Source organism: Thermosphaera sp. (genome assembly GCA_038827615.1).
Lineage (GTDB): Archaea > Thermoproteota > Thermoprotei_A > Sulfolobales > Desulfurococcaceae > Thermosphaera.
The window spans coordinates 950,233-970,713 of record JAWBNK010000001.1; the positions used below are offsets into that span (position 1 = coordinate 950,233).

General features: G+C 44.4%; 18 protein-coding genes and 1 tRNA gene. 5 read left to right on the forward strand and 14 right to left on the reverse strand.

Translation table 11 applies throughout. The features are described from left to right. Positions 1-32: 32 nt before the first annotated feature. From QXH45_05190 to QXH45_05205, 4 genes are all read right to left on the reverse strand, one after another. On the reverse strand, positions 33-1,331 hold the full coding sequence (locus QXH45_05190) for an FAD-dependent oxidoreductase (GenBank protein ID MEM2078644.1): 1,299 nt from the start codon (positions 1,329-1,331) through the stop codon (positions 33-35). 225 nt (positions 1,332-1,556) lie between these two features. After that, entirely contained in the window at positions 1,557-2,948 is a 1,392-nt protein-coding gene (locus QXH45_05195; GenBank protein ID MEM2078645.1) for an aspartate aminotransferase family protein, read from the reverse strand. Between the two features lie 75 nt (positions 2,949-3,023). Next, on the reverse strand, positions 3,024-4,529 hold the full coding sequence (locus tag QXH45_05200) for a sodium:solute symporter family protein (GenBank protein ID MEM2078646.1): 1,506 nt from the start codon (positions 4,527-4,529) through the stop codon (positions 3,024-3,026). Continuing rightward, positions 4,526-4,825, reverse strand: coding sequence for a hypothetical protein (locus QXH45_05205; GenBank protein ID MEM2078647.1), 300 nt, complete (start codon positions 4,823-4,825; stop codon positions 4,526-4,528). Before QXH45_05205 ends, QXH45_05200 begins: the two co-directional genes overlap by 4 nt. A gap of 214 nt (positions 4,826-5,039) precedes the next feature. Here QXH45_05205 and QXH45_05210 point away from each other — a divergent pair, with 214 nt between their 5' ends. The 3 genes from QXH45_05210 (at position 5,040) to QXH45_05220 (ending at position 9,218) form a co-directional block, all read left to right on the forward strand. Beyond that, positions 5,040-6,842, forward strand: coding sequence for an aldehyde ferredoxin oxidoreductase family protein (locus tag QXH45_05210; protein ID MEM2078648.1), 1,803 nt, complete (start codon positions 5,040-5,042; stop codon positions 6,840-6,842). 29 nt (positions 6,843-6,871) lie between these two features. After that, positions 6,872-7,159: a MoaD/ThiS family protein gene (locus QXH45_05215; GenBank protein ID MEM2078649.1), complete on the forward strand. Its 288-nt coding sequence runs from the start codon at positions 6,872-6,874 to the stop codon at positions 7,157-7,159. Positions 7,160-7,307: 148 nt separating this feature from the next. Beyond that, complete coding sequence (locus QXH45_05220; GenBank protein ID MEM2078650.1) at positions 7,308-9,218, forward strand: aldehyde ferredoxin oxidoreductase family protein; 1,911 nt, start codon at positions 7,308-7,310, stop codon at positions 9,216-9,218. 280 nt (positions 9,219-9,498) lie between these two features. On the opposite strand, the gene QXH45_05225 is transcribed toward QXH45_05220, so the two are convergent. Beyond that, positions 9,499-10,731 (reverse strand): chloride channel protein, encoded by a 1,233-nt coding sequence (locus QXH45_05225; protein ID MEM2078651.1) that lies wholly within the window; start codon positions 10,729-10,731, stop codon positions 9,499-9,501. Positions 10,732-10,872: 141 nt separating this feature from the next. Then, on the reverse strand, positions 10,873-12,198 hold the full coding sequence (locus tag QXH45_05230) for an aspartate aminotransferase family protein (protein ID MEM2078652.1): 1,326 nt from the start codon (positions 12,196-12,198) through the stop codon (positions 10,873-10,875). A 168-nt stretch (positions 12,199-12,366) separates the two neighbouring features. On the opposite strand from QXH45_05230, the gene QXH45_05235 reads away from it, so the two are divergent. After that, positions 12,367-12,831 (forward strand): Lrp/AsnC family transcriptional regulator, encoded by a 465-nt coding sequence (locus tag QXH45_05235; GenBank protein ID MEM2078653.1) that lies wholly within the window; start codon positions 12,367-12,369, stop codon positions 12,829-12,831. Positions 12,832-12,973: 142 nt separating this feature from the next. After that, the gene (locus QXH45_05240) at positions 12,974-13,465 is read left to right on the forward strand and encodes a DUF1122 family protein (protein MEM2078654.1); all 492 of its coding nucleotides are present in this window, start codon (positions 12,974-12,976) and stop codon (positions 13,463-13,465) included. Between the two features lie 70 nt (positions 13,466-13,535). Here QXH45_05240 and QXH45_05245 read toward each other — a convergent pair whose 3' ends face one another. The 8 genes from QXH45_05245 to QXH45_05280 all read right to left on the reverse strand — a co-directional run bounded on the left by QXH45_05245 (position 13,536) and on the right by QXH45_05280 (position 20,455). Beyond that, complete coding sequence (locus tag QXH45_05245; GenBank protein MEM2078655.1) at positions 13,536-15,059, reverse strand: aldehyde dehydrogenase family protein; 1,524 nt, start codon at positions 15,057-15,059, stop codon at positions 13,536-13,538. A 296-nt stretch (positions 15,060-15,355) separates the two neighbouring features. Further along, positions 15,356-16,489, reverse strand: coding sequence for a NosD domain-containing protein (locus QXH45_05250; GenBank protein ID MEM2078656.1), 1,134 nt, complete (start codon positions 16,487-16,489; stop codon positions 15,356-15,358). Between the two features lie 380 nt (positions 16,490-16,869). Next, positions 16,870-16,945: transfer RNA gene (locus QXH45_05255), tRNA-Gly, on the reverse strand. Between the two features lie 50 nt (positions 16,946-16,995). Beyond that, a complete protein-coding gene (locus tag QXH45_05260) occupies positions 16,996-17,286 on the reverse strand; it encodes a 30S ribosomal protein S25e (protein ID MEM2078657.1) in 291 nt (96 codons plus the stop codon). A 56-nt stretch (positions 17,287-17,342) separates the two neighbouring features. Beyond that, positions 17,343-17,885: a DUF998 domain-containing protein gene (locus tag QXH45_05265; GenBank protein MEM2078658.1), complete on the reverse strand. Its 543-nt coding sequence runs from the start codon at positions 17,883-17,885 to the stop codon at positions 17,343-17,345. Positions 17,886-17,941: 56 nt separating this feature from the next. Continuing rightward, complete coding sequence (locus QXH45_05270) at positions 17,942-18,712, reverse strand: ABC transporter permease (protein MEM2078659.1); 771 nt, start codon at positions 18,710-18,712, stop codon at positions 17,942-17,944. Further along, positions 18,709-19,500: an ABC transporter permease gene (locus QXH45_05275; GenBank protein MEM2078660.1), complete on the reverse strand. Its 792-nt coding sequence runs from the start codon at positions 19,498-19,500 to the stop codon at positions 18,709-18,711. The genes QXH45_05270 and QXH45_05275 overlap by 4 nt, the downstream gene beginning before the upstream one ends. Positions 19,501-19,504: 4 nt before the next feature. Further along, complete coding sequence (locus QXH45_05280) at positions 19,505-20,455, reverse strand: ABC transporter ATP-binding protein (GenBank protein MEM2078661.1); 951 nt, start codon at positions 20,453-20,455, stop codon at positions 19,505-19,507. Positions 20,456-20,481 lie beyond the last annotated feature (26 nt).

Genomic DNA, 20,481 nt, shown 5'->3' on the forward strand with positions numbered 1-20,481 from the left:
AATCTACTTTAATTGTGCATGAAAAATTAATCTTAGATTAAAGATCCAACACTGGCCAGAACATCCGCCAGGACCATATCCATGTTCAAGTATCGCCATTTCCCCCATCTCCCTACGGAGGTGATTCCAAGTCTCTCCATCTCTTTATGTATTTCAGACCTTTTTGATGATAAATTCAGCTTATGTATGGGATAACCATATTCATGGACGTAAGTCTTTTCAAAAATTACCTTCCTAGTATCGATGGCACCAAGCCTCTCAAAGTCCTTAAGTACTCTTTCAGAGATATCAGCAGGAATTTTCGTGCCTTTTGGAATCGTTATTTCAGCTATCAGCAATGATTTACCTGGTGGAGAGTTGTAGGGGCTATAGTTGCTTATCCAAGCATATCTATGGAACGATATGTCCTTATCCGGGACATAGATCCAGTGATGATTTGGTGCGGGTTCGTCTAAGGCAATTGCTACAATTACTACTTTATTATAATCAAAATCTTTTATCTCTCTGAGTTCATCTTGTAAAAGTTCGCTGATTTCAATTAATTCCGGAATTGGTATAGTGTTGACAATTCTCTTACATTCTATGCTGTCATTTATTACAAAGTGGTTCCCTATTTTTCTGATACTATTGACGGAGAAATTTGTTAAAAATCTAGCCCCGAGAGAGAGCGCTCTCTCGAAAACCCTCTTTGCGAGAGAATGTATTCCTCCTCTAGCAGGATAGTAAAAGCGGGCTTGCTCTACGTAACCCATCGTGGGGATGCCTAATGCTGATTTAACAACCTCTCTCCAATCTGGTATTGGGAGTCGCCCAGGTGTAAAGACCCAGTCTACGTCTATTTCGTTGAGAGGTCTTTTCCAAATTTTCTCATTGTATGGGATTAGATACTTGTTAGCAATCCACTTGCCGAAGAACCCTCTAATCCACTCTTCCAGATTTCTTGGTGTCCAGTTATCCTTCAGTAATTGTAATGCCTCTAAGAAGGAGACTAAAGCCTCGTATCTCTCCTCGACTGGAAGTACGTGAAGACCGTTTTCTAGGGGATATGGCACTAAAATGTTACCAAGTCTAATGAACGAATTCCTATGATGGTATACTACGTTGCCTCCAAGGATAGAGGTAATTCGACTCAACACCTCTTTATTTTTCGAGAAAATGACATGGGAACCTCCTGTGTCTATTGTGAAGCCATTTATAATTTCGGTCCGCAGTAGTCCTCCAATCACATCCTCTCTCTCAAGGCATGTGACTTGGTAGCCTCGCTCCGAAATTATCTCGGCGGCAATGACGCCCGCCCATCCACACCCAAGAACGACGATATCGGCATTCATAGATCATCATCTATTGTTTCAATTATCGCTATCTCAGATTCATAAATACGTGTAATTAAAATTAATATCAACCATTTATTCTAAAGGATGTGAGACCGTATTGATTTATGGCGAGGAAACACAAAAAATACAAGCTATTAGTTCTAGATTTGGTGTGAACGTGCTGTTAGATATTACAAAATTTCATAAGAATGTTTGACGTAAAAAATATCAAATAGGTGTGATCTATATTGATTCTTCTATGCCAATGGCTTCGACGCTTTTTCCCTTTATCTCCTTCGCAACCTTATCTGCGGTCTCTATTGCTTTCTGAACATCTTCTTTTGTGTGCATGATGGATATTGTCCATTGTTCATCGTATGCTAGTGGCTGGGGGATAATTCCGTTAATTACCATTCCCAAGGTCCAAACAAACCACTGCCCCCATGATACTTTTAACACAAAGTCTCTCCAGTTGTTTACTTCTTCCTTGGCGAAGAACACTGTTCCTTTATTGGCTAGTTGAACAACGTGGGCTTCTAGTCCTCTATCCTGTATTACATCCCTATATCCCTTGGCGAGTTGCTCGCTTAACTGATGAGTGTATGCTAGGTTTGACTCTATTAACAACTCCGTCACGGTTATGTATGTCGCGTAAGTCGATAACGGGTTAGAGTTGAAAGTGCCTCCATGAGGGACTTTCTTCGGTCCAATCACTTCCATTATCTCTCTGCTTGATAATACTGCTGAAAACGGGAAGCCTCCTCCTAGTGCCTTAGCAACTGCTACGATATCTGCTTTAACGTTAAAGTATTCTTGAGCCCCCCTGACCCACATACCCGAGGTCTTTACCTCGTCAAAGATGAGAAGGGAGTTGTATTCGTCTGCGAGTTCTCTTAAATGTTTTACAAACTCCTTCTTTCCGGGAACGAACCCCATGTTCATTGCTACTGGTTCTAGAATGATCGCGGCAACCTCGTTTCCATGATTTCTCATTATTTTCTCGACGGCGTCGGAATCGTTCCATGGAGCTATGATTACGTTCTCCGCTACTTCCTTGGGAACAACATTATGCGGGTATCCTGTGGGAACAGATCTAGGGCATTTCGCGTTTCCAGCGTGTCTTAAACTAGGTTTAACTCCCACCATTACTAGTTCGTGTGAACCGTGATAGTGTCCCTCGAACTTTATTATTTTGTTGCGTCCAGTTACTACTCTGGCGAGTCTGAGAGAGAGCATGGTGGCTTCTGAACCAGTGTTTGAAAAGCGTACCATATCATATCCATATCTTCTCGTAAGAGTCTCTGAGAGTTTTAGACTGATCTCTGTTTCATGACCATATATTGTCCCATCCTCTAGTCTCTGCTTAATCTTCTCAATGAGAACAGGGTTAGCATGACCAACAACTAGTGCTCCAAAAGCCATGTTGAAATCAATGTACTCGTTTCCGTCGACATCATAAATTCTTGAGCCCTTTGCTCTGGAGATGAACAATGGATATGGTTCGAACACTCTCCAATTACTATGTACTCCGTAAGGAGTTAGTTTTGATAGGTTGGTCCATATTTCTTGGGATTTTTTGGTCCTGTCTACTAGAATTTCTTTATAAATTTCCGTGAGGGATTTGCTTTGGGTCAAGCTAACACCTACATAGTTATTTGTGAACTTGAACAATATTTAAAAATTAGGTAAAAATAATTGGACAAAGTTTAATCACTGCTTTGTCTGTCCATAGTATTTTTCAACGAAGTGCCTTGAAGGAGGAGAAGTCAACAATGACACTACTATGAGAGCTATTAGAGAGATCAAGGTTGGTAGGGCTCCTTCCCAGATACCGAAGGGATTATGTGGTGGTTCAGGCCACACTACATATGTAAATAATAATAGTGATGCAAATCCGGCGAGATAGCTTGCAAACCCCCCGTATTTATTAGCTCTAGGCCATAGAATGAGCACTATCGTAGGCCATGCTATAATCGAGTATGCAGGCCAGCACAGCTGATATCCAAGTATCACCATTGGTGCCTCCGGATTCAACGCTATGATCATGCTCACCAAAGCCACAAACACTACTATCAAAGTGGTAACAAGCCTTCTCTTATTCGCAGATATTTTCACTCCTATTCCTTTCTCTATGATGTCGACATCTATGAGCGAGGAACATAATAGTAGCATAGCGTCTATCGTTGATCTCGTAATGGCTATCAAGCCAATCAATATAAGGATCAGAACGAGTCCTCTCCCAAACAAGGCTTCAAACAATAATGGAACAAGGCCTTCAACAACCTCTACCTGGGGTAAATTACCACCACAATATGCAGCAAGACTCAATCCAATTAACAAAGGCGATACAAATGCGCCAAGAAAGAACCCAGCTATAGAACCCATTCCTCCAATGATTACGCCCTTGTAGTTTTTAGCAGCGAAGAATTTTACCGTCAAGTGCGGTATAAACAACCAAGATATTCCGTAGAAAAGATACATAGTAAGGAAGTATTGTAATGGTTGAGTTTTCTGAAAGATTTGTGGGCCCAGCTCTGACATGTAAGCCGACCAAGCAAGCTTGTCGACTCCTCCCCAGTGAACAAATGCTCCATAAACCATTGAGATGAAGCCGACTATGAAAGCAACTCCAGCTAGAATGTCGGCGTACGCAACAGCCCTCATCCCGCCTGCACTGACATATATGATCACGAATATTACGTAGATTAATAGGAACATGTGGTATGGAATTTCACCACCTGTGGCTGCTGACAGAACACCCGCCGCAGGGATGTATATCATTCCAATGTAGATGATAGTAGCGTAGAAGATCATTAATGCTATCAGTATTCGGAGAGGTCTCTCGAAACCATTCACTCTGTGAATGATTAAATCAGTCGGAGTAATGTACCCGAATTTCTTCCCCAGCCTGTAGAGGCGTAAACCTATTGCAAAGAATAAGCCAACATAGCTTAGGTAAAATATGGTTTCTATCACCCACCACTCAAACCCCTCGCTCACAATCACCGCGGGCATGCCCACGAATTCCCACGCCTCCATGTAGGCAGCCATATACGTGAACATCACAGTTACTGCTGAGAGCGTGCCGCCTGCAACGTAGAACTCGTGAAGACCTTGTTTAGTTCGCCGAGCTCCGAGAAACCCTACTACTGTAGTGATCAAGAAGTATCCTATGGATATTCCTAAGACTATTAGAGTCCAAGTGGATAAGTTCATTTCAAACCCTCCCTAGACTTGTTTTCAACGCGGTTACGAATATTCAACAAGTATATGGTAGCGAAGAGAAAATTCGCGATAATCCAGGTTGCAGCAATGATGATTGCGCCAGTCACAGGTTTCGGAAGCCCCATAAGACTCTCGTTGGGGCTCCATACTAGAAGGTTCTCAGATACGTACCAGACGATGTAAGCTGCTATCGCCAAGTAAGGTATGATCAAGACATATTCCCAAGAAGTGAGTGTGGATGGAATATAGTCGGCATCTGAGAATGATTCTTTATCATCATTAGACAATACTTTTCACCACTTCTATACTTGTTTTTTAGACAGCATTAATAACTATTCATTATGAAAATTGGTCAATGTCTATATTCCATTAAATCAAACATCCAACGCAATAGTGCCTTAGATTGGGATGAATATTTGGATTGCGTTTGATTACGAAATAATTGTTTTTTAAATATTGGACAATAGAAAATATTAATCTGGTCAGCGAGAGGCATTAAACATGATTCATAAAACTCAACTTCTCTTACGTATTGACCTGTCCAATCATAAAATTGAAGAAGAAGAAATTCAAGACAATATTGTTGAAAAATTTGTCGGTGGAAAAGGTCTTGCCTCGTACTTCATGTACAAAGAATTAAAGCCGAGAATAGATCCCTACTCTCCTGAAAACAAGCTGTTCGTATTCAACGGTCCTTTGGCATACATCTATCCGACTTTCACTAGAACGGTTGTAGCTTCTAAATCTCCATTAACCAACTTATTCTGCGATAGTTACGCAGGCGGTTCATTCGGGCTGGAGTTAAGGCGGGCCGGATATTCTGGAATCATCGTCGAAGGGAGGAGCGATAGAATGGTGTGTCTCAAGGTGACTAGGGATGAGAAAACCCTTATTGATTGCGAAAGCTTGAGGGGAAAGACGACTTACGAGGTGGGGGATTTCTTCAAAGACTATTCAATACTAACTATTGGACCAGCTGGCGAGAATTTAGTGAGATATGCTGGTGTGTACATTGATCTAAGGAGAAACCCTGATACGAGGCCTGGAGTTGCTGGACGAGGCGGGCTTGGGGCTGTTTTAGGCTCGAAAAACTTGAAAGCCATTGTGGTAAAGGGATGGTTGAAACATGATGAATTGACTGTAGGAGTGAACGCTACGAGAAGACAAAAACTGATTAACAAGTACTTGGAAATCATAAAGCGGGATGTAGTCCCTGGCATCGGCATCGGGGGGAATCTGCCTGTTTTCAAAGTAGCCGCGGAATCCAAGATACTGCCGGTTAAAAACTTCCAGCAAGGTGTCCACGAAAACTGGGAAGAATTGACTGACGACTCATGGTCTAAGGTAACTACTAAGAGAATAACTTGCCCCACGTGTCCAATAGCATGCGGAGATACGATTGTCGCGAACGGTGAGTCAACCGAGAGAATAGAGTATGAAACTGTTGCAATGGATGGTTCAAACTTGCTGATAATCAGTCGTAAGTCTTTGACAAAGATTAACACCACACTCAACGCACTAGGTCTCGACACTATTTCCACCGGAAGCGTCTTAGCATTCATGACCGAGCTCGCCGAGAAGGGAGTAGTAAAGGACTTCAATGTCAAGTGGGGAGACCTCGACTCTTATTTGAAACTCATGAATGATATTGCCCATAGGAGAGGGATAGGAAACCTTCTAGCCGAGGGAGTGGCAAGAATAGCGAAATATCTAAGCGCGGAGGAGACGGCTGTGCATGTCAAAGGATTGGAAGTCCCCGCATACGATCCTCGCGGAGTGGTGGGCATGTCTCTTGCCTATGCTACAGCAGACAGAGGTGGAGATCACTTACGAGCATGGACGGTTGCATCAGAATTATCGACCAGCCTCTCACCCGAGGGTCTAGTCGACCTGGTCAAATACCTGCAAGACAGAAACGCTGCACTCTGGACCCTCATAGCGTGTGATAATATACCAGGAAATTCCATTAAGCCGCCAGACGAGATAATAAAGATTTACATTGACATGTTGAATACTCTCGGATTTAACCTCGATTACGCTGACTTCCTCGAGATGGGTGAAAGAATCTACAATTTAACGAGACTGTTCAACGTGAGAGAGGGGGTTGGAAGAAGGGAGGACGATTTACCCCTTAGATTTTATCAACCAAGAAAAGATACAGGCTGGGCGATCAAGAAGGAAGACTTTGAAAAAATGCTCAATTTGTACTATGCCAAGAGAGGTTGGAGCGAGAGTGGAGTACCTCTCGATGAAACATTAAATAGATTGGGGCTCACAGAATATGTCTCGGTGAAAGAGGCTTAGCCATCCCCTCTCGACGTCGTGGTATGAAAATGCAAATCAGGATTAGAGTCTACGGGATGTTGAAAGAACTTGTTGGCAGAGAAGAATTAACTGTGAGCCTAGACTCTGAAAGAATCATTCTAATAAGTGTGATTGAGAAAGTTCTTGAGCAATATCCTCAACTCGGGGAATTTATTGAACTCGTCGACGATGACGTTAGAGTGAGAGGAGTTAGTATTTTGTTAAATGGACGACACGTTATGTTTCTCGGGGGATCTAAGGCAGTAATTCACAACAACGATGTCCTAGATCTCATCCCACCCATGCGTGGAGGATGAACATTGAATCGATCAACTCAAATGGTTAGCTTGACATCAAGATTCAAGATTATTGAATTGACAATCTTGAACCTGATTGTTTTTTATCATATTGTAAGCCCTGCATACAGTTTTTATAAAAGATGTCTTCTAAACCTCGGTTCGGAGGATGGTTGAGTTGGTTAAAGGAATAGCTGGGAGTATTCTAATCGTAGATTTATCTACTCAAAAAATTCTACGAGAGAAGACTAGAGTCGAGTTTATTGAAAAATTCACCGGGGGCTACGGCTATGCTGCAAAAGTATTTCACCAGTATCTTAGAAAATATGGTGTTTTTGATTCATTCTCAGCAGAAAATCCTTTCATAATTATGACAGGCCCGTTAACCGGGGTCAGCTCCTTCGGCGCTAAAACATGTATTTCTTCCCGATCGCCTCTTACAGGAACTTTCTCGTGGGCAGTTAGCAGTGGAGGATATGGCTTAAGTCTTAAGCGAGCAGGCTTTGACGGAGTTGTAATCACTGGAGACGCGGAAGAACCGGTTTATTTAATCATCGAAGACGATTACATCGACCTGAAGAGTGCTAAACACTTATGGGGTCTCACCACAAGTGAAACACATGTTAACTTGAAGAGAACTCACGGTAGCGATTTCAACTCAATCGCGATCGGGCCTGCCGGCGAAAAATTAGTAAAATATGCAGCCATCGTGAGCGATGAGAGAAGGTGTGCAGCTCGCACTGGTCTAGGAGCTGTCATGGGTTTCAAGAAGCTCAAGGCAGTTGCAGTCAAGGGTTCCAAAGAAGTCGAAGTATACGATAAAGAAGAGTTGAGAATGCTTAACAAGGAATGGTTGATCAAGGCATCCCAATCCCTCCGTGGAAAAACTCTCGGCGATTACGGAACCGGCGCCATGGTCCAAGTATATGCCACGACAGGCGGCTTACCGGTGAAGAATTGGACCAAGAATACATGGGAACACGCGGTCAAGCTTTCGGGCCAATATATTATGCAACACTACAAGAAGGGAACAGGGAAGAACGTCTGCAGCAAGAGAGTTATGTGTAGCATAGCCTGCGAGAGAGTCGTTGCCTATGATGACCCAGTCCTCGGGAAATACGAGGGTAAAGGACCTGAGTACGAATCACTGGCTTCACTCGGCTTAATGACGATGATAGATAATCCGGTGGCAGTCATAAGAATGAATGATATATGCGACAATCTAGGACTAGACACGATCTCAACGGGCGCGGTCATCTCTTGGGTCATGGAGGCTTTCGAAAGAGGAGACTTATCAGTAAGGGACACGGGCGGGCTCGAGATAAAATGGGGCGATTACGAAACAGTTTTCAAACTTATTGAAATGATCGCTAATCGGGAGGGAATAGGAGATTTGCTTGCTGAAGGAGTTTGGAGAGCCAGCAGTTTATTAAATCCTAGAACTTCTGGATACGCTCTCCACGTGAAAGGGCTAGAGTTTCCCTATCACGACCCTAGAAGATGGAAGAGCATCGGATTAGCCTACGCTACTTCAAATAGAGGCGCTTGCCACCTTCAGGGAATGACCTACCATGTAGATAGGGGTGCTTTGAAACTCCCAGAGTATTCAATAACTAATCCACCGACCAATCCCTTAGAGAGAGCTAATGCGGTAGTAGTCACTCAAAACTTATGTGCATTTCTAGACAGTGCAGGGTTATGCAAGTTTGGTACCCTCGGGATCGTCGACTTCGACTTCGTTGCAAGAACATGGTCTGCTACAACAGGATTGAAGATTGACAAGTATGGAATCTTAACCATGGGTGAGAGAATCTGGCTGAGCACGAGAATTATTAATTACCTACTAGGGTTCGCCAATAAAGACGACAAATTACCAAAAAGGTTTACAAGCGAACCCATCTCCGAAGGACCCGGGGCTGGTTCGGTCTGCGACGACCTCCAAGAATCATTGAAACACTACTACGAGATTAGAGGCTTAACCAATCATTCAACACTTACGGATAAGCTGAAGAAACTAGAGCTCGACGAGTTCATCGAGGATTTGGATAGAATAAACCCATCGCAGTTGACAACAGAGTAGCTGTGGTTAGCGAGCCAGCTGATTCAACCAAGGATTTTATTGAACGTTCTGCAAGCAACTTTCTCGGAAAACACTATACTATTGCTTCGTGAAATAATTGCATGAGGGGAAAGGCTTATGAATCACGTTTAAACCTCCACCCTAGATTATTAAAAACCAGCATTAAACAGCGTGAAAGCCCTCCTAACCCGAATTCTTACACTTATTAAATATTAAAGCTGGCAAGATTACTTTTCAACGTCTGAGTTGACGGTCTCTCATGGTTTCAAATAATATCCCACTATCTTGTAGGAATTTGATACTTGTGTACCGTCCACGGTAGAGTAAGCATGTATGATATTGATGACGAGATTAATGTTGGAACAAGCATTCCTGGTCCGAACACTTCCGCTACTAAGGCAACCGATGTTAGAAAGGTATTGTTTACGCCTGCGAAAATGCCCGCTATAGCCGAAGTTATGATCACGTACTGGTTGACTTGAAATCCCAACATGCTGAATAACTCGTTCAACAAACGACCAAGTATGATTCCTACGAAAATCCATGCTCTAAAAATCCCTCCGAAACCCCCACCCTTCACAGTGAGCGACGTCGTAGCGATTCTTGCTAATAGAAGAAGTAGAAGAAATGATGCTGTTGCTTTGAAACCAGGATCCATGAATTTTTCAACTATATCGCCGCGAGAGTCCGGGATTAGAAACACGAGGACCGTAATTACCAAGCCAGCAATCAGGGGCGTGTGAACTCTGAGCCTCCCATTGGTCGCTTCAAAGGTGTTCATTATTTTTACAATTAATATCGTTACAACCGCAGCGATTAAGCCTACGAGAAGACTTGTGAACACCACAGCTAGGTTGATTTCCGTGTGAAAAACATACTTCCATGGCCTGGCTGTGGGTCCTATCAATAAATGTGAGACTATGAAAGCCGTTATGGACGCGATCGCTGCATGTAAGAATACAGGAGCCTCCAAGTCTTGCTTATATGGTATCTCCAATGCGAAAAGAATGCCTGTCAATGGGGCTTGGAAGGATGCCGAGATACCTGCCGAAGCTCCAGCTAGGATTAAATGTCTCCTCTTGTCTTCACTCATCTTTAAAGCCATCGCAATGTTCGAAGCTACACCAGTTCCTAAGACTAGGAGAGACCCCTCGGGACCTAGAGTGCCGATCAACCCTATTGTTAAGAGTGAGAGAGCAAAATATCCCAAGGTCTCACTCAGGCTTATCTTCTGGCTGTAATGGTATGAATACAACAGTATGTCAGTCCCCCCGCCTCTTCTAATCTTAAATCGCTCCGAAACCATGTAGGAGACGACTAGTACTGGTACTGTAAGAAAAATGCTATTGAAGCCAATGCTACGTGAAATGCTCGAAAAATATGAAATTCCGTTCACTAAGAGAAATTCCGAAAACCCGCAGAAGACTCCTATCAGTAGAAGTAACGCTACCTCGAGAAGAGTTATGGATAAAAGTTTCCTCAAACCCCCATGGTTTGCCGTGTTCAAAGACATCGCAACTTCACCAAATCTTTTTATCCGTCGACCACAGCGTCAAAGCCGTATATTCACTATTAATCACAAGTCTTCAAAAATTAATCAAAACCCTAATATCTTGTGTGATAACGCGTTTAAGTTGCTCTACGATCACTAACCCTAGCCCTCTCTAGTATCATTATTGAGTTCTCTTATTGAGTCCTCTAGAACGTCTAGACCGCCCTGTAGCATCTCCTCTTCTATAGTCAATGGAGGATGTATACGAATCACGTTTGAATACATCCCAGCCTTCAGTAGTAATAGTCCCTTATTTCTCGCTTTTTCAATAATTACTGATGTTTCATCGATTGCCGGCTCCTTGGTTTTCTGATCCTTTACGAGCTCGATGGCTTGCATCAAGCCTAGTCCTCTAACATCTCCAATAATTCGATATCTCTCTTGCATCTCCAGAAGCCTCTTCCTAACAATAGTTCCGAGTCTCATGGCTCGTTCAGGCAAGTTGTCTCTCTTAATTATCTCTATTACTTTCAAGGCAACGGCGCATGCAACTGGATTGCCACCGTATGTTCCCCCAAAGCTCCCTGGGCGTGTCTGATCCATGATTTCCTTCTTGCCTATCACAGCTGATAATGGGAGTCCGTTGGCTATAGCCTTAGCTGTTACCATTATCTCCGGAGTTACATTGAAGTGTTCAGAGGCCCACAATCTCCCCGTTCTCCCCCATCCTGCTTGAACCTCATCGTCAATAAGTATTATTCCGTTTTCATCGAGGAAGGTTTTCAACTCTCTAATATAGTCTTTCGGGGGAACGACGAATCCCCCCTCACCCTGAATCATTTCTATAATGAAGGCTGCGATTCTCTCTGGGGGAACTCGAGCATGTATAAACCACTTTTTAATGTAGTCGAGACAAGCCAGTCCACACTCAGGATATCTTTGCTTGAAAGCGCATCGATAGCAATACGGGTATGGGACGAACTCCACCCCCGCAGTGATTGGCTCTAAGTCCACCTTGTAAGGCTTGTACTTTCCTGTGCTCGCCAGGGCGAAACCGTAAGTGCTTCTCCCGTGAAACCCGTTTTCAAAAGCAACTATCACTCTCCTACCCGTTGCTTGTCTCACAACTTTGATGGCATTCTCCACGGCCTCTGAACCACTGTTCTGCAACACTACTTTCTTCTCGAAAGAGCCTGGAGATATTTCTGCCAGCTTCTCTGCCAACTCCACGTAGGGTCGATAATTCGCTACCATGAAGCACATGTGCCACAGCTTCTTTAATTGTTCCTCAGCAACCTCTATCAACTCCTTATTCGCATGCCCAAGATTAGTTACTCCAATACCACTGGTAAAGTCAATGTACTCTTTACCATTTACGTCAACTAGGATGGAGTTCTCTCCTTTTTCGATCGTGACAGGGTGAAGGAGTCCTGTACCATTCATTATGAATTTTGATCGCAGATCGACAAAGGGATCCGGGTTCAACAATTTGACACCATTAAAGTTTTTAATTCGACCATATATTATTTTCCAAGTATCATGAGATTGGAACTTTAACGAATTCTATTATTAATGACGCAGTATTTGTTCATTGTCTTAAGAGAGGCGAAATAATTATTAGGAAAATGTCCAAAAATTCTTAGTAGGGAAGGCTTTTTGAAGGTTAAAGTCGATCTAGACGAGCTCGACTTGAGCATTCTTAGAGAGTTAGAGTCCAATCCCAATGTAGGAGTTAGGGAGCTAGCTAGGAAGGTGAAAGTGCCAAAATCGACAATATACTACAGGTTACAAAGGCTGAAGAGGTTGGGAGTTATCAAAGGATACAATATAATAATAGACAGTGAAGCCTTAGGATATGAGTACCACGTAGTAGTTTTCGTTAGAGCAAAATACGGTCCCCAATATCACGACGAAGTGGGAAAAATCCTGTCAAATAACCCATATGTGCAAGCCGTGTATTACATTCTCGGGGACTGGGATTTCGTCGTATTAGCAAAATTTCCGAAGAAGGAAGTCTACATGGACTTCCTTGAAACATTGATTAACTCGAAATTCGTCGAGAGGAGTAATACTTTCATTGTAGCGAAAATCTACAAAGAAGATTTCAGACTGAAGATTTGAGAAAAATAAGCCAAGACTCTTTAATGGTGGTGAAAATAATCCGCCATGGGGCTATACAATCTCAATGGTTGAGAATCTAGGGCTTAATACTGTAATTAAGATATAATAGTCAATGACCAGACATTTTACCTGGGTGAATTCTTTGCTTTGTGAAGATGCATTCAAAAACAAATTAGGGTTTGAAGTCTCCATCGTAAAAAAGAGAGGACGATTTGCCGAGGAAGAGAATTATGAGGTATTCTTGACCTACAAGGGAGTTCCAAGAAGACTTTTAATTATGAAGATTTTCCATGGAAGACCCCCTTACTATCGCCGCTGGATTGAAGTATTCGCGATCAACGCGTCTCTAAGATGGAGCGACTTTGAATTCCGATTCGTGAATAGCGAGTACGAGGATAGACTCCTCGAGTGTTTGAGCTCGATACTGGGACCAGGGGAGTGGTTGTATATTGAATACTTATACGATGAGGAAACCATGCGCGAGCTGGAGAGAGGATCTCCCCCTGAGCAAACCCGCTTGGGTTCGAAACTAATCAGGATGGGTTTCACCTGGTTTAAAAACTGGTATTATCCAGAGGGCTTCATGGAGGGAGGGCCCAAGCTTCAAGCCGAGAAGGCGTCAAACAGACGGTGAGCTTGAGAAAACACTTTTGAGCAATTTTCAACCATCACCGCTCTATCTCGCTTGTTGAACCACGTGGAGCTCATATCAAATAGTGGTAGATCCCCTTCCCCTTGAAGTTGTAGATTATGGTCTTGGTGGCCATCACGTACTCTATGCTGTAGCCAATGCCTTCTCTCCCTATACCGCTCTCCTTCCTGCCTCCGAAGGGGTAGTATCCTATCCCATGCCTAGGCATATCGTTAACATATACTGCTCCGACCTCGGAATACCTCACCAAATATCTTATCTTGTCTATGCTCGAGCCGAATACCGCTAGGTCAAGACCCTGCCTCCTTCCATTAATCAACTTTACTGCTTCCTCTAGATTGTTGAATGAAGTTATAAGGGATACTGGCGCGAACACCTCTTCCGTATAAAGGGTTGTTTTCACCAATTCATGATGATCCCTTAATTCGACTAGGGTGGGCAACATGTACGTATCGCCGAGTCTCTCTCCACCGTATAAAACTACTCCCCCATGTGACACGGCGTTCCTCACAGCTTCGAGAGCCTTGTCAACCGCATCCCTACTGATCAACGGGCCCATCGTAGTCTCCTGCCTCCGCGGGTCTCCAACGACTACTTTGCTCAACTCCTTGATTAATGAATCCTTGAAGTCATTGTAAACCGGGTTTTCAACTAGAATGAGCTTTATAGCATCACATCTCTGCCCCGCATAGCTGTAGATTCCGGCTGCGACCAGGCTAGCGGATTTCGGAATATCTGCGTCTGAAAGGATTACAGCAGGGTCTCCTCCACCCAACTCCATGATGTACTGTTTAATGCCCCCGCTCCTGAGAACTTGTTTACCAGTCGAGCTACTCCCTGTGAAGCTTATCACTGAGATCCTTTGATCAGATACGAGTTTATCCGCCTCTCTCCCCGGAACGCTGGCGATGGAGAAAGCCGTCTTCGGGAATCCGCTCTCCTCTACTACCTTAGCAAACATTATAACCGGTAGCGGGTCGGCGGAGGGAGGCTTTAAGATCACTGCATTCCCCGCTATCATGGAGTAAGTGAACTTGGACACCGCATCGAACAATGGATAGTTGAAAGGTATTATGCCGAGGACCACCCCGTAGGGCTCCTTCCTCACTATGCCCTCGGTTTCAAGGGTCGAGGAATCCCAGTCCCCGGGCAAATACTCCCCCTCAATCTTTCTCGCGTCGAGAGAGGCGTCGCGGAGTCTGGAAATGCTCGCCGCAACCTCGCCCCTGGCTTGTTGATACGTTTTACCCGAGTTGTAAACAAGAGCTTCGACGAAAGCTTCCGCATGCTGCTCCAGCAGGTCAGCTATTCTCTGGGCTATTCTCACCCTCTTGAAGCCTGGAGTATCCCTTATCGACCACCTGCCCTTATCGTATAGTAGACCCAGGGACCCGTCGATCGTTTCAAATGAGGATACTGGTGCGAAAGCTATCTTGGAGCCATCTATCGGTGTGGTCACTGGATAGTAGTCTTCTCCATACCTCCACTCACCGCTAACATAGGTCTTAAACCGTGGGAGATCATTCGTGATGTCATATATGTCTTTGAAGAAGGGGTCTCGACGGAGTAAATCCATCATTCCACCATGTCTAATTAATGCTAAAACAACCTTATATATTAGGACAACCTAACACGCCGTCGTTTCTTCAATATCCAACCCCCTCAAAGAACCCTCTAAACAGCTGGGCTTAGAGCGCGTTGAGAAATCGGGCCCGAGCCTTGAATCTCCGTGACCGATAGCGCGGGCAGAAATCTCTTATTTAGCGTGAGGTCTCAAGAATCCGCGTAAGGATGCGCGAGCAAACCTCCTTTATCAAGCGTGGTGCAGAGATCCCTCTCTTCACGAAAGATTCGAGCATCCGCGGCAAATCTTTAATGCCCGCTACTTCTCCTCTTCCTTGAGGCGTAGAGAATAATTAATGCTGTTGAAGCCGTGGCGACAGCTACAACTATAATTACTGACCCGTTACTACCTCCCTCCCCACTAAGTGGCAGTGGGCTAGTAGCTGTCTCATGAAGTGTCGTAGAAGAGTATGGAGTTGTCGTTTCCAATGTGGTAGTTGTAAAGGTGATTAGAGTGGGGGTAGGGGTTGTCAACGTAGTAGTCAACAACGTCTCAACGTATTTTAAAGGCAGATAATCGATATTGTTCTCCTCGAGTACGAAGGGAGTGTCGCAAACCCCGTCTCTATCGCCGTCCCCACACGTCTCCGAGAATCCGAATCCATCCGGGTTGAACCAGGCATTACCCCCCATCAAGCTCCCACCGATGATGTTTACTCCCGGTTGTAGGCTAGCGTTCCAATCATTATAGTGTGTGACTGAGATGGCCCAGTTGGTAGTGCTATTGAACAAGTTGTTATAGATCAAGTTATCCCTCGACCCCCAGAGGTATACGCTCTGCTCGCTCGCGTTGAAGACTGAGTTGTTGAATATTTTATTGTTGTCCGAGCTGTCCAGGTATATGCCCGTTTTTGAATACGCTATGAGGTTGTGGTTAACAGTATTATTGTCCGAGTCCACCAAGGAGACTGCTTCTCCACTAATGTTCATAAAGGTGTTGTAGAATAATTTATTATAGTTCGAGTCCAGGAGCCCTAGTCCCTCACCATTTATCCCAGTTAGCGTGTTGTTGAAAATTGACGCGTACACAGGCCCGAGGAGATCTATCCCGCAGTGATAGCTGGATATATGAAGGTTCGTCAACGTGATGTTGAACCCGTCTATGACGTAGATCCCTATGCCGACACCAGCTCCCGTGAGCGAGTATCCGGCGCCATCCACTACCACGTTGCTCGCAGTGATTCTTATACAGTAGTCCTTACTGTCTTGGAGCCCTGTAATGTTCGTAAAAAGCCTGTAACTACCTTGAGCAGTTATATCCACGCATCCTATTACTTCATATGTGCTAATGTCCTCCCCGATAGTAACGTTCAAGCTCAAGCCCGTGGACGTTGCGAAAAACCCCAGCAACAATACGCAAGCAAGCAATGTCTTAAATCTCATAAAGATTCGCACATAATTATCCTGAATGCCGAGATTAATTAACGTTTGTCTCAAATCATACATACGAATCCTTCTTTGAAAACCCAGGGAAACCAGAGAATATAATTTCTTCTGTACGAATTAACTTTATTCCATTCTAGTTTTAATCGTCCTAGCCACACTGTAAGGCAATAAACCAATGGCTTTTTCATCCTCAGGAACTAATCAGGCCTTTTGATTCCAAATACCTAACCCGACCATTGACCCGTGAAGCTTGGAGAATCTTTACTCAAGTATTCCTATCATCAAAAAGTATCTCGGATTATCCCGATAAGACCATGTCCTCACGATTTTTTCCACCCGCAGGCAGGGTAAAATATTGTGGGAAGAGGGAAGATTATTGCGGCGGCCGGGATTTGAACCCGGGATCTCCGGCTTGGGGGGCCGGCGTCCTAGTCCAGGCTAGACGACCGCCGCGCCAGGTTATTTTGATAGAAGTTTGGGTTTAAAATCTTTGAATATGTTCTTTACCGGGCTGGGATGTATATTGGTGTTCTGCGCCCGCCGCTGTAGAGAGTGAGAATGCCTTTCCTCTCGGCTTCCCTCAGAATCCTCCTGGCTACGCTGATCTTGATGTTCAACTGGTTTGCGAGAGTGTAGGGTGTATAGTATTTGACATCGCTCTTCTTTACTTCTTTCTCAAGTCTTTTGAGAATATCCTCTGTGGGCTGGTAGATGTTGGCTAAGTGTATTTTTGCCTCTCCAGCCTCTTTCTCCTTTACTTGCTTCTCCGGCTTAGCCTTCTTCTGCGCGGACACTCCACTCACCCTGTTAAACATCTACTCTTATGGATAGAGCTTTAAGGGTTTTTAATTTATTCCTTCTTAAACCCTTCCATGTAAACGTCGAGATAGAATGGTATCACAGCGAAGATGGATATTAGCTCCGGAATGGCTGCTCCCCGGGGAGCTCTTACTGTGAAGTGCAACGCCCACCCTGTGATGGACGCGATTATTCCTATTAGGGATGCATTCCTCCTCCATCCATCCGTTCTCGACGAGTAGTATACGAGGAATGATAGGAGGATTATGAAGAAGATGATTGAAACTATGAAATGAGCCAGCCCATAAACCTCATCGAAGACTCCCACTAAGGCTAGGGAGAAGCCCGCTGAACCCATTAGGATCCTAAATCCCCTCTCAACTCTTGAGGCGATAAGGGAGGTCGTGTAAAGTAGAAATCCCCCTATTAAGAGTCCGAGGTTGAATATGATAGCTACGTTGCTCTTCGTAGCATGCCCCAGGTCGCTTAACGCGTTGTCCAACAGGTTGAACCAACCGGAGAGTGCTGCTGCCAAGGTTATGAATGCCAGTGGGGTAGCTATGGATACTATTGGAGTCAGCTGTTTAACCTTCATAAAACGGCCCCAACGTATCATATTCGTTTCACAATATATTAATATTTGGCTGATTATCAATCCCTGAGCAAATTCCTAATATATAGCCTGTACGCTAGTATCGCTATGATCGCGCTCCATAAAGTGAGACCTATAAAGTTATATAATGGGTCTATGGAAACATCGTACTGGAACGCCCACCTGTAAATATTAGTAGCCATTGTGAGCGGGGAGTAGTTAACGATCGGTGCGAGGGGGCCCAGCCTCAAAGCTATTACAGCCTGCGGGTAGAAAATATTGGAGACAAAGAACAACATGTAGTAGGTGAGGGATCTAATCGTTGCCTGCAGATTGAAATCCCTGGTCACGGTTGAAAGAGAGATCGATATGCTGGACATGGTTAATGCTACCAGGAAAGACGTTGGTAATATGTAAGCCCATCCCCTCGGAGTCGGCACTGTAAGGATTATGGTGGCGAACAAGAGGAAGCCCGCTTGATACATCAATCCTCTCAAAGCACCTCCCAACAACCTACCAATAATCAAGCTCTCCCTTCGAACCGGCAGAGTCAAGAGGTAGTGAGTCACCTCTCTCCTCAATTCGACGCCAACTTCTCTCCCAATACTGAAGGAGGAAATGAATAATGATAGGCATAAAATCCCTGGGGTTACGAATCGAACATAATCAGGGATGAGCTGCCTATTCACTACTCCGTTGAATATCAAGCCGAAAATCAGTATGTCAGCCAGGTTCATAGCTACTTGACCAGCGAGCCAATACTTGTAGCGCCAAAACCTTGCTAAATCCCTCCTTGCAATGAGAAGTATGTTCAACACCTCTGCTCTCACTTCACACCACCTGCCTCGAGCTTTTTCTCGAACAGCTCAATCGCGACTACTAGGAGGCCGAGGCTTAGGCCGAGCACGTAGAAGAGGGATTCGACGGGGGAAAACTGTGTTAGAGTATACCCAGGTATGAGAAGGGCTCTGAGAAAATCAGCGAAGTGCGTTAGGGGATTCATGAGGGCTGAATAGTAATAAGCTTCGATACCTATGGCCTTTATGATCGGTAAGGGGTAAAAGATTGAGCTCAGCCTCACCAGTATTGCGTCTATGGTGCCGAAAAATATGTCCGTGGTATCAGTTGATTTAAGCTTCATGACAACTAGGACGACGAAGCTCACGACGCCTGTTGAGAATGCGAAAGCTGATGCAACCGATATTAAAAGGCTCGGGAGGTCTATGCGTCCTATGAGAAGTAGTATGAACATCATCATTGGGATTGTGAACGCGAGGGTCGATATCGAGCCTCCTAGAACTCGTCCAATGGCGAGAATGCTTCTCTTTACGGGTAGCGATAGGTGATAATCTATTATGCCATCATCGAACTCGTCTGCTATCACGTAAGCTCTAGCAATGCTTGCTGAGTACAGAAGGGCTGAGTAGAGGCCTAATAAGTAGAAGTTATAGTAATCGACGCCTATGTCTGGACGAGCGAGTCTCGATATTGCATATCCAAACACAAGGGATTGTATAACAAACCACGCAGTCCTCATGGCTATGAAGGCTTTCTGCCTTCTAAGCTTCATTAAATCCCATTCAACGACTCTTAATACGTTTCTCGCAACCTCTAACATTAAACTATTCCCTCAGTTTAGCACCTGTTATATACATGAAGACGTCGTCGAGCGTTGGCTCCTTAATCATTATCCTCTTTACAGAAACGCCCCTCTTCCTCAAATATTCCAGGATTTCCAGCGATTTCTCCTCGCCTTTATTCATGAATATCCGGATCACGTTGTTGTTGGCTTCCGTCTTCCCATATACCGATAAATCGTTGATCAAACTAGTGGATAAGTGTTGCTCCTCGATGGTGATCTCTAAGATGTCTCCCCCCGGGATCGTGTCCTTTAGCTCGTCGATACTGCCGACTTTCCTCAGCTTACCCCTGTAGATTATTCCTATCCTCTCGCAAACCCTTTCAGCCTCGAACATGTCGTTAGTGGCAATTATTATTGTCGTGCCATTATCTCTCATCTTCTTGATGATCCCCCAGAGCACGTGTTTAGTAATAACGTCCACCTGCGCAGTGGGCTCGTCGAGAATTGCAAGCCTTGGTTTTTGAATCAACACTTTGGCCAGCTCCACCTTCTTCCTAGTTCCCCCGCTCAGCTGGTAGAAATACTTGTTCCTATGCTCCCACAACCCGAGCTCCTCCATTACATCTTTAACAACCGATTTAGCCTCACTACTACTATAGCCCGAGATCTTAGCATGCCAGAGGAGGAGGTCCCAAGGCTTGTCTATCCACATGGCTTTAGGCTCCTGGAAAGCAATGCCAATGAGCTTCCTCACCACGTAGTCTTCTCTAACAACACTGTGACCATAGACTAAAATATCTCCACTCGTGGGCTTGTAGACAGTCGAAATCGTTAACAATGTCGTTGTCTTCCCTGAACCGTTCGGGCCGAGTAGGCCAAATATCTCTCCATCATAAATATCAAGATTCAATTCATCTACGGCGACTGTCTTATCAAACCTCTTGGTGAAATCTCTTATCTCGACAGCCTTCTCAACCATATAGTCCGCCATTAACGGGATGATTTATTTACCCATGC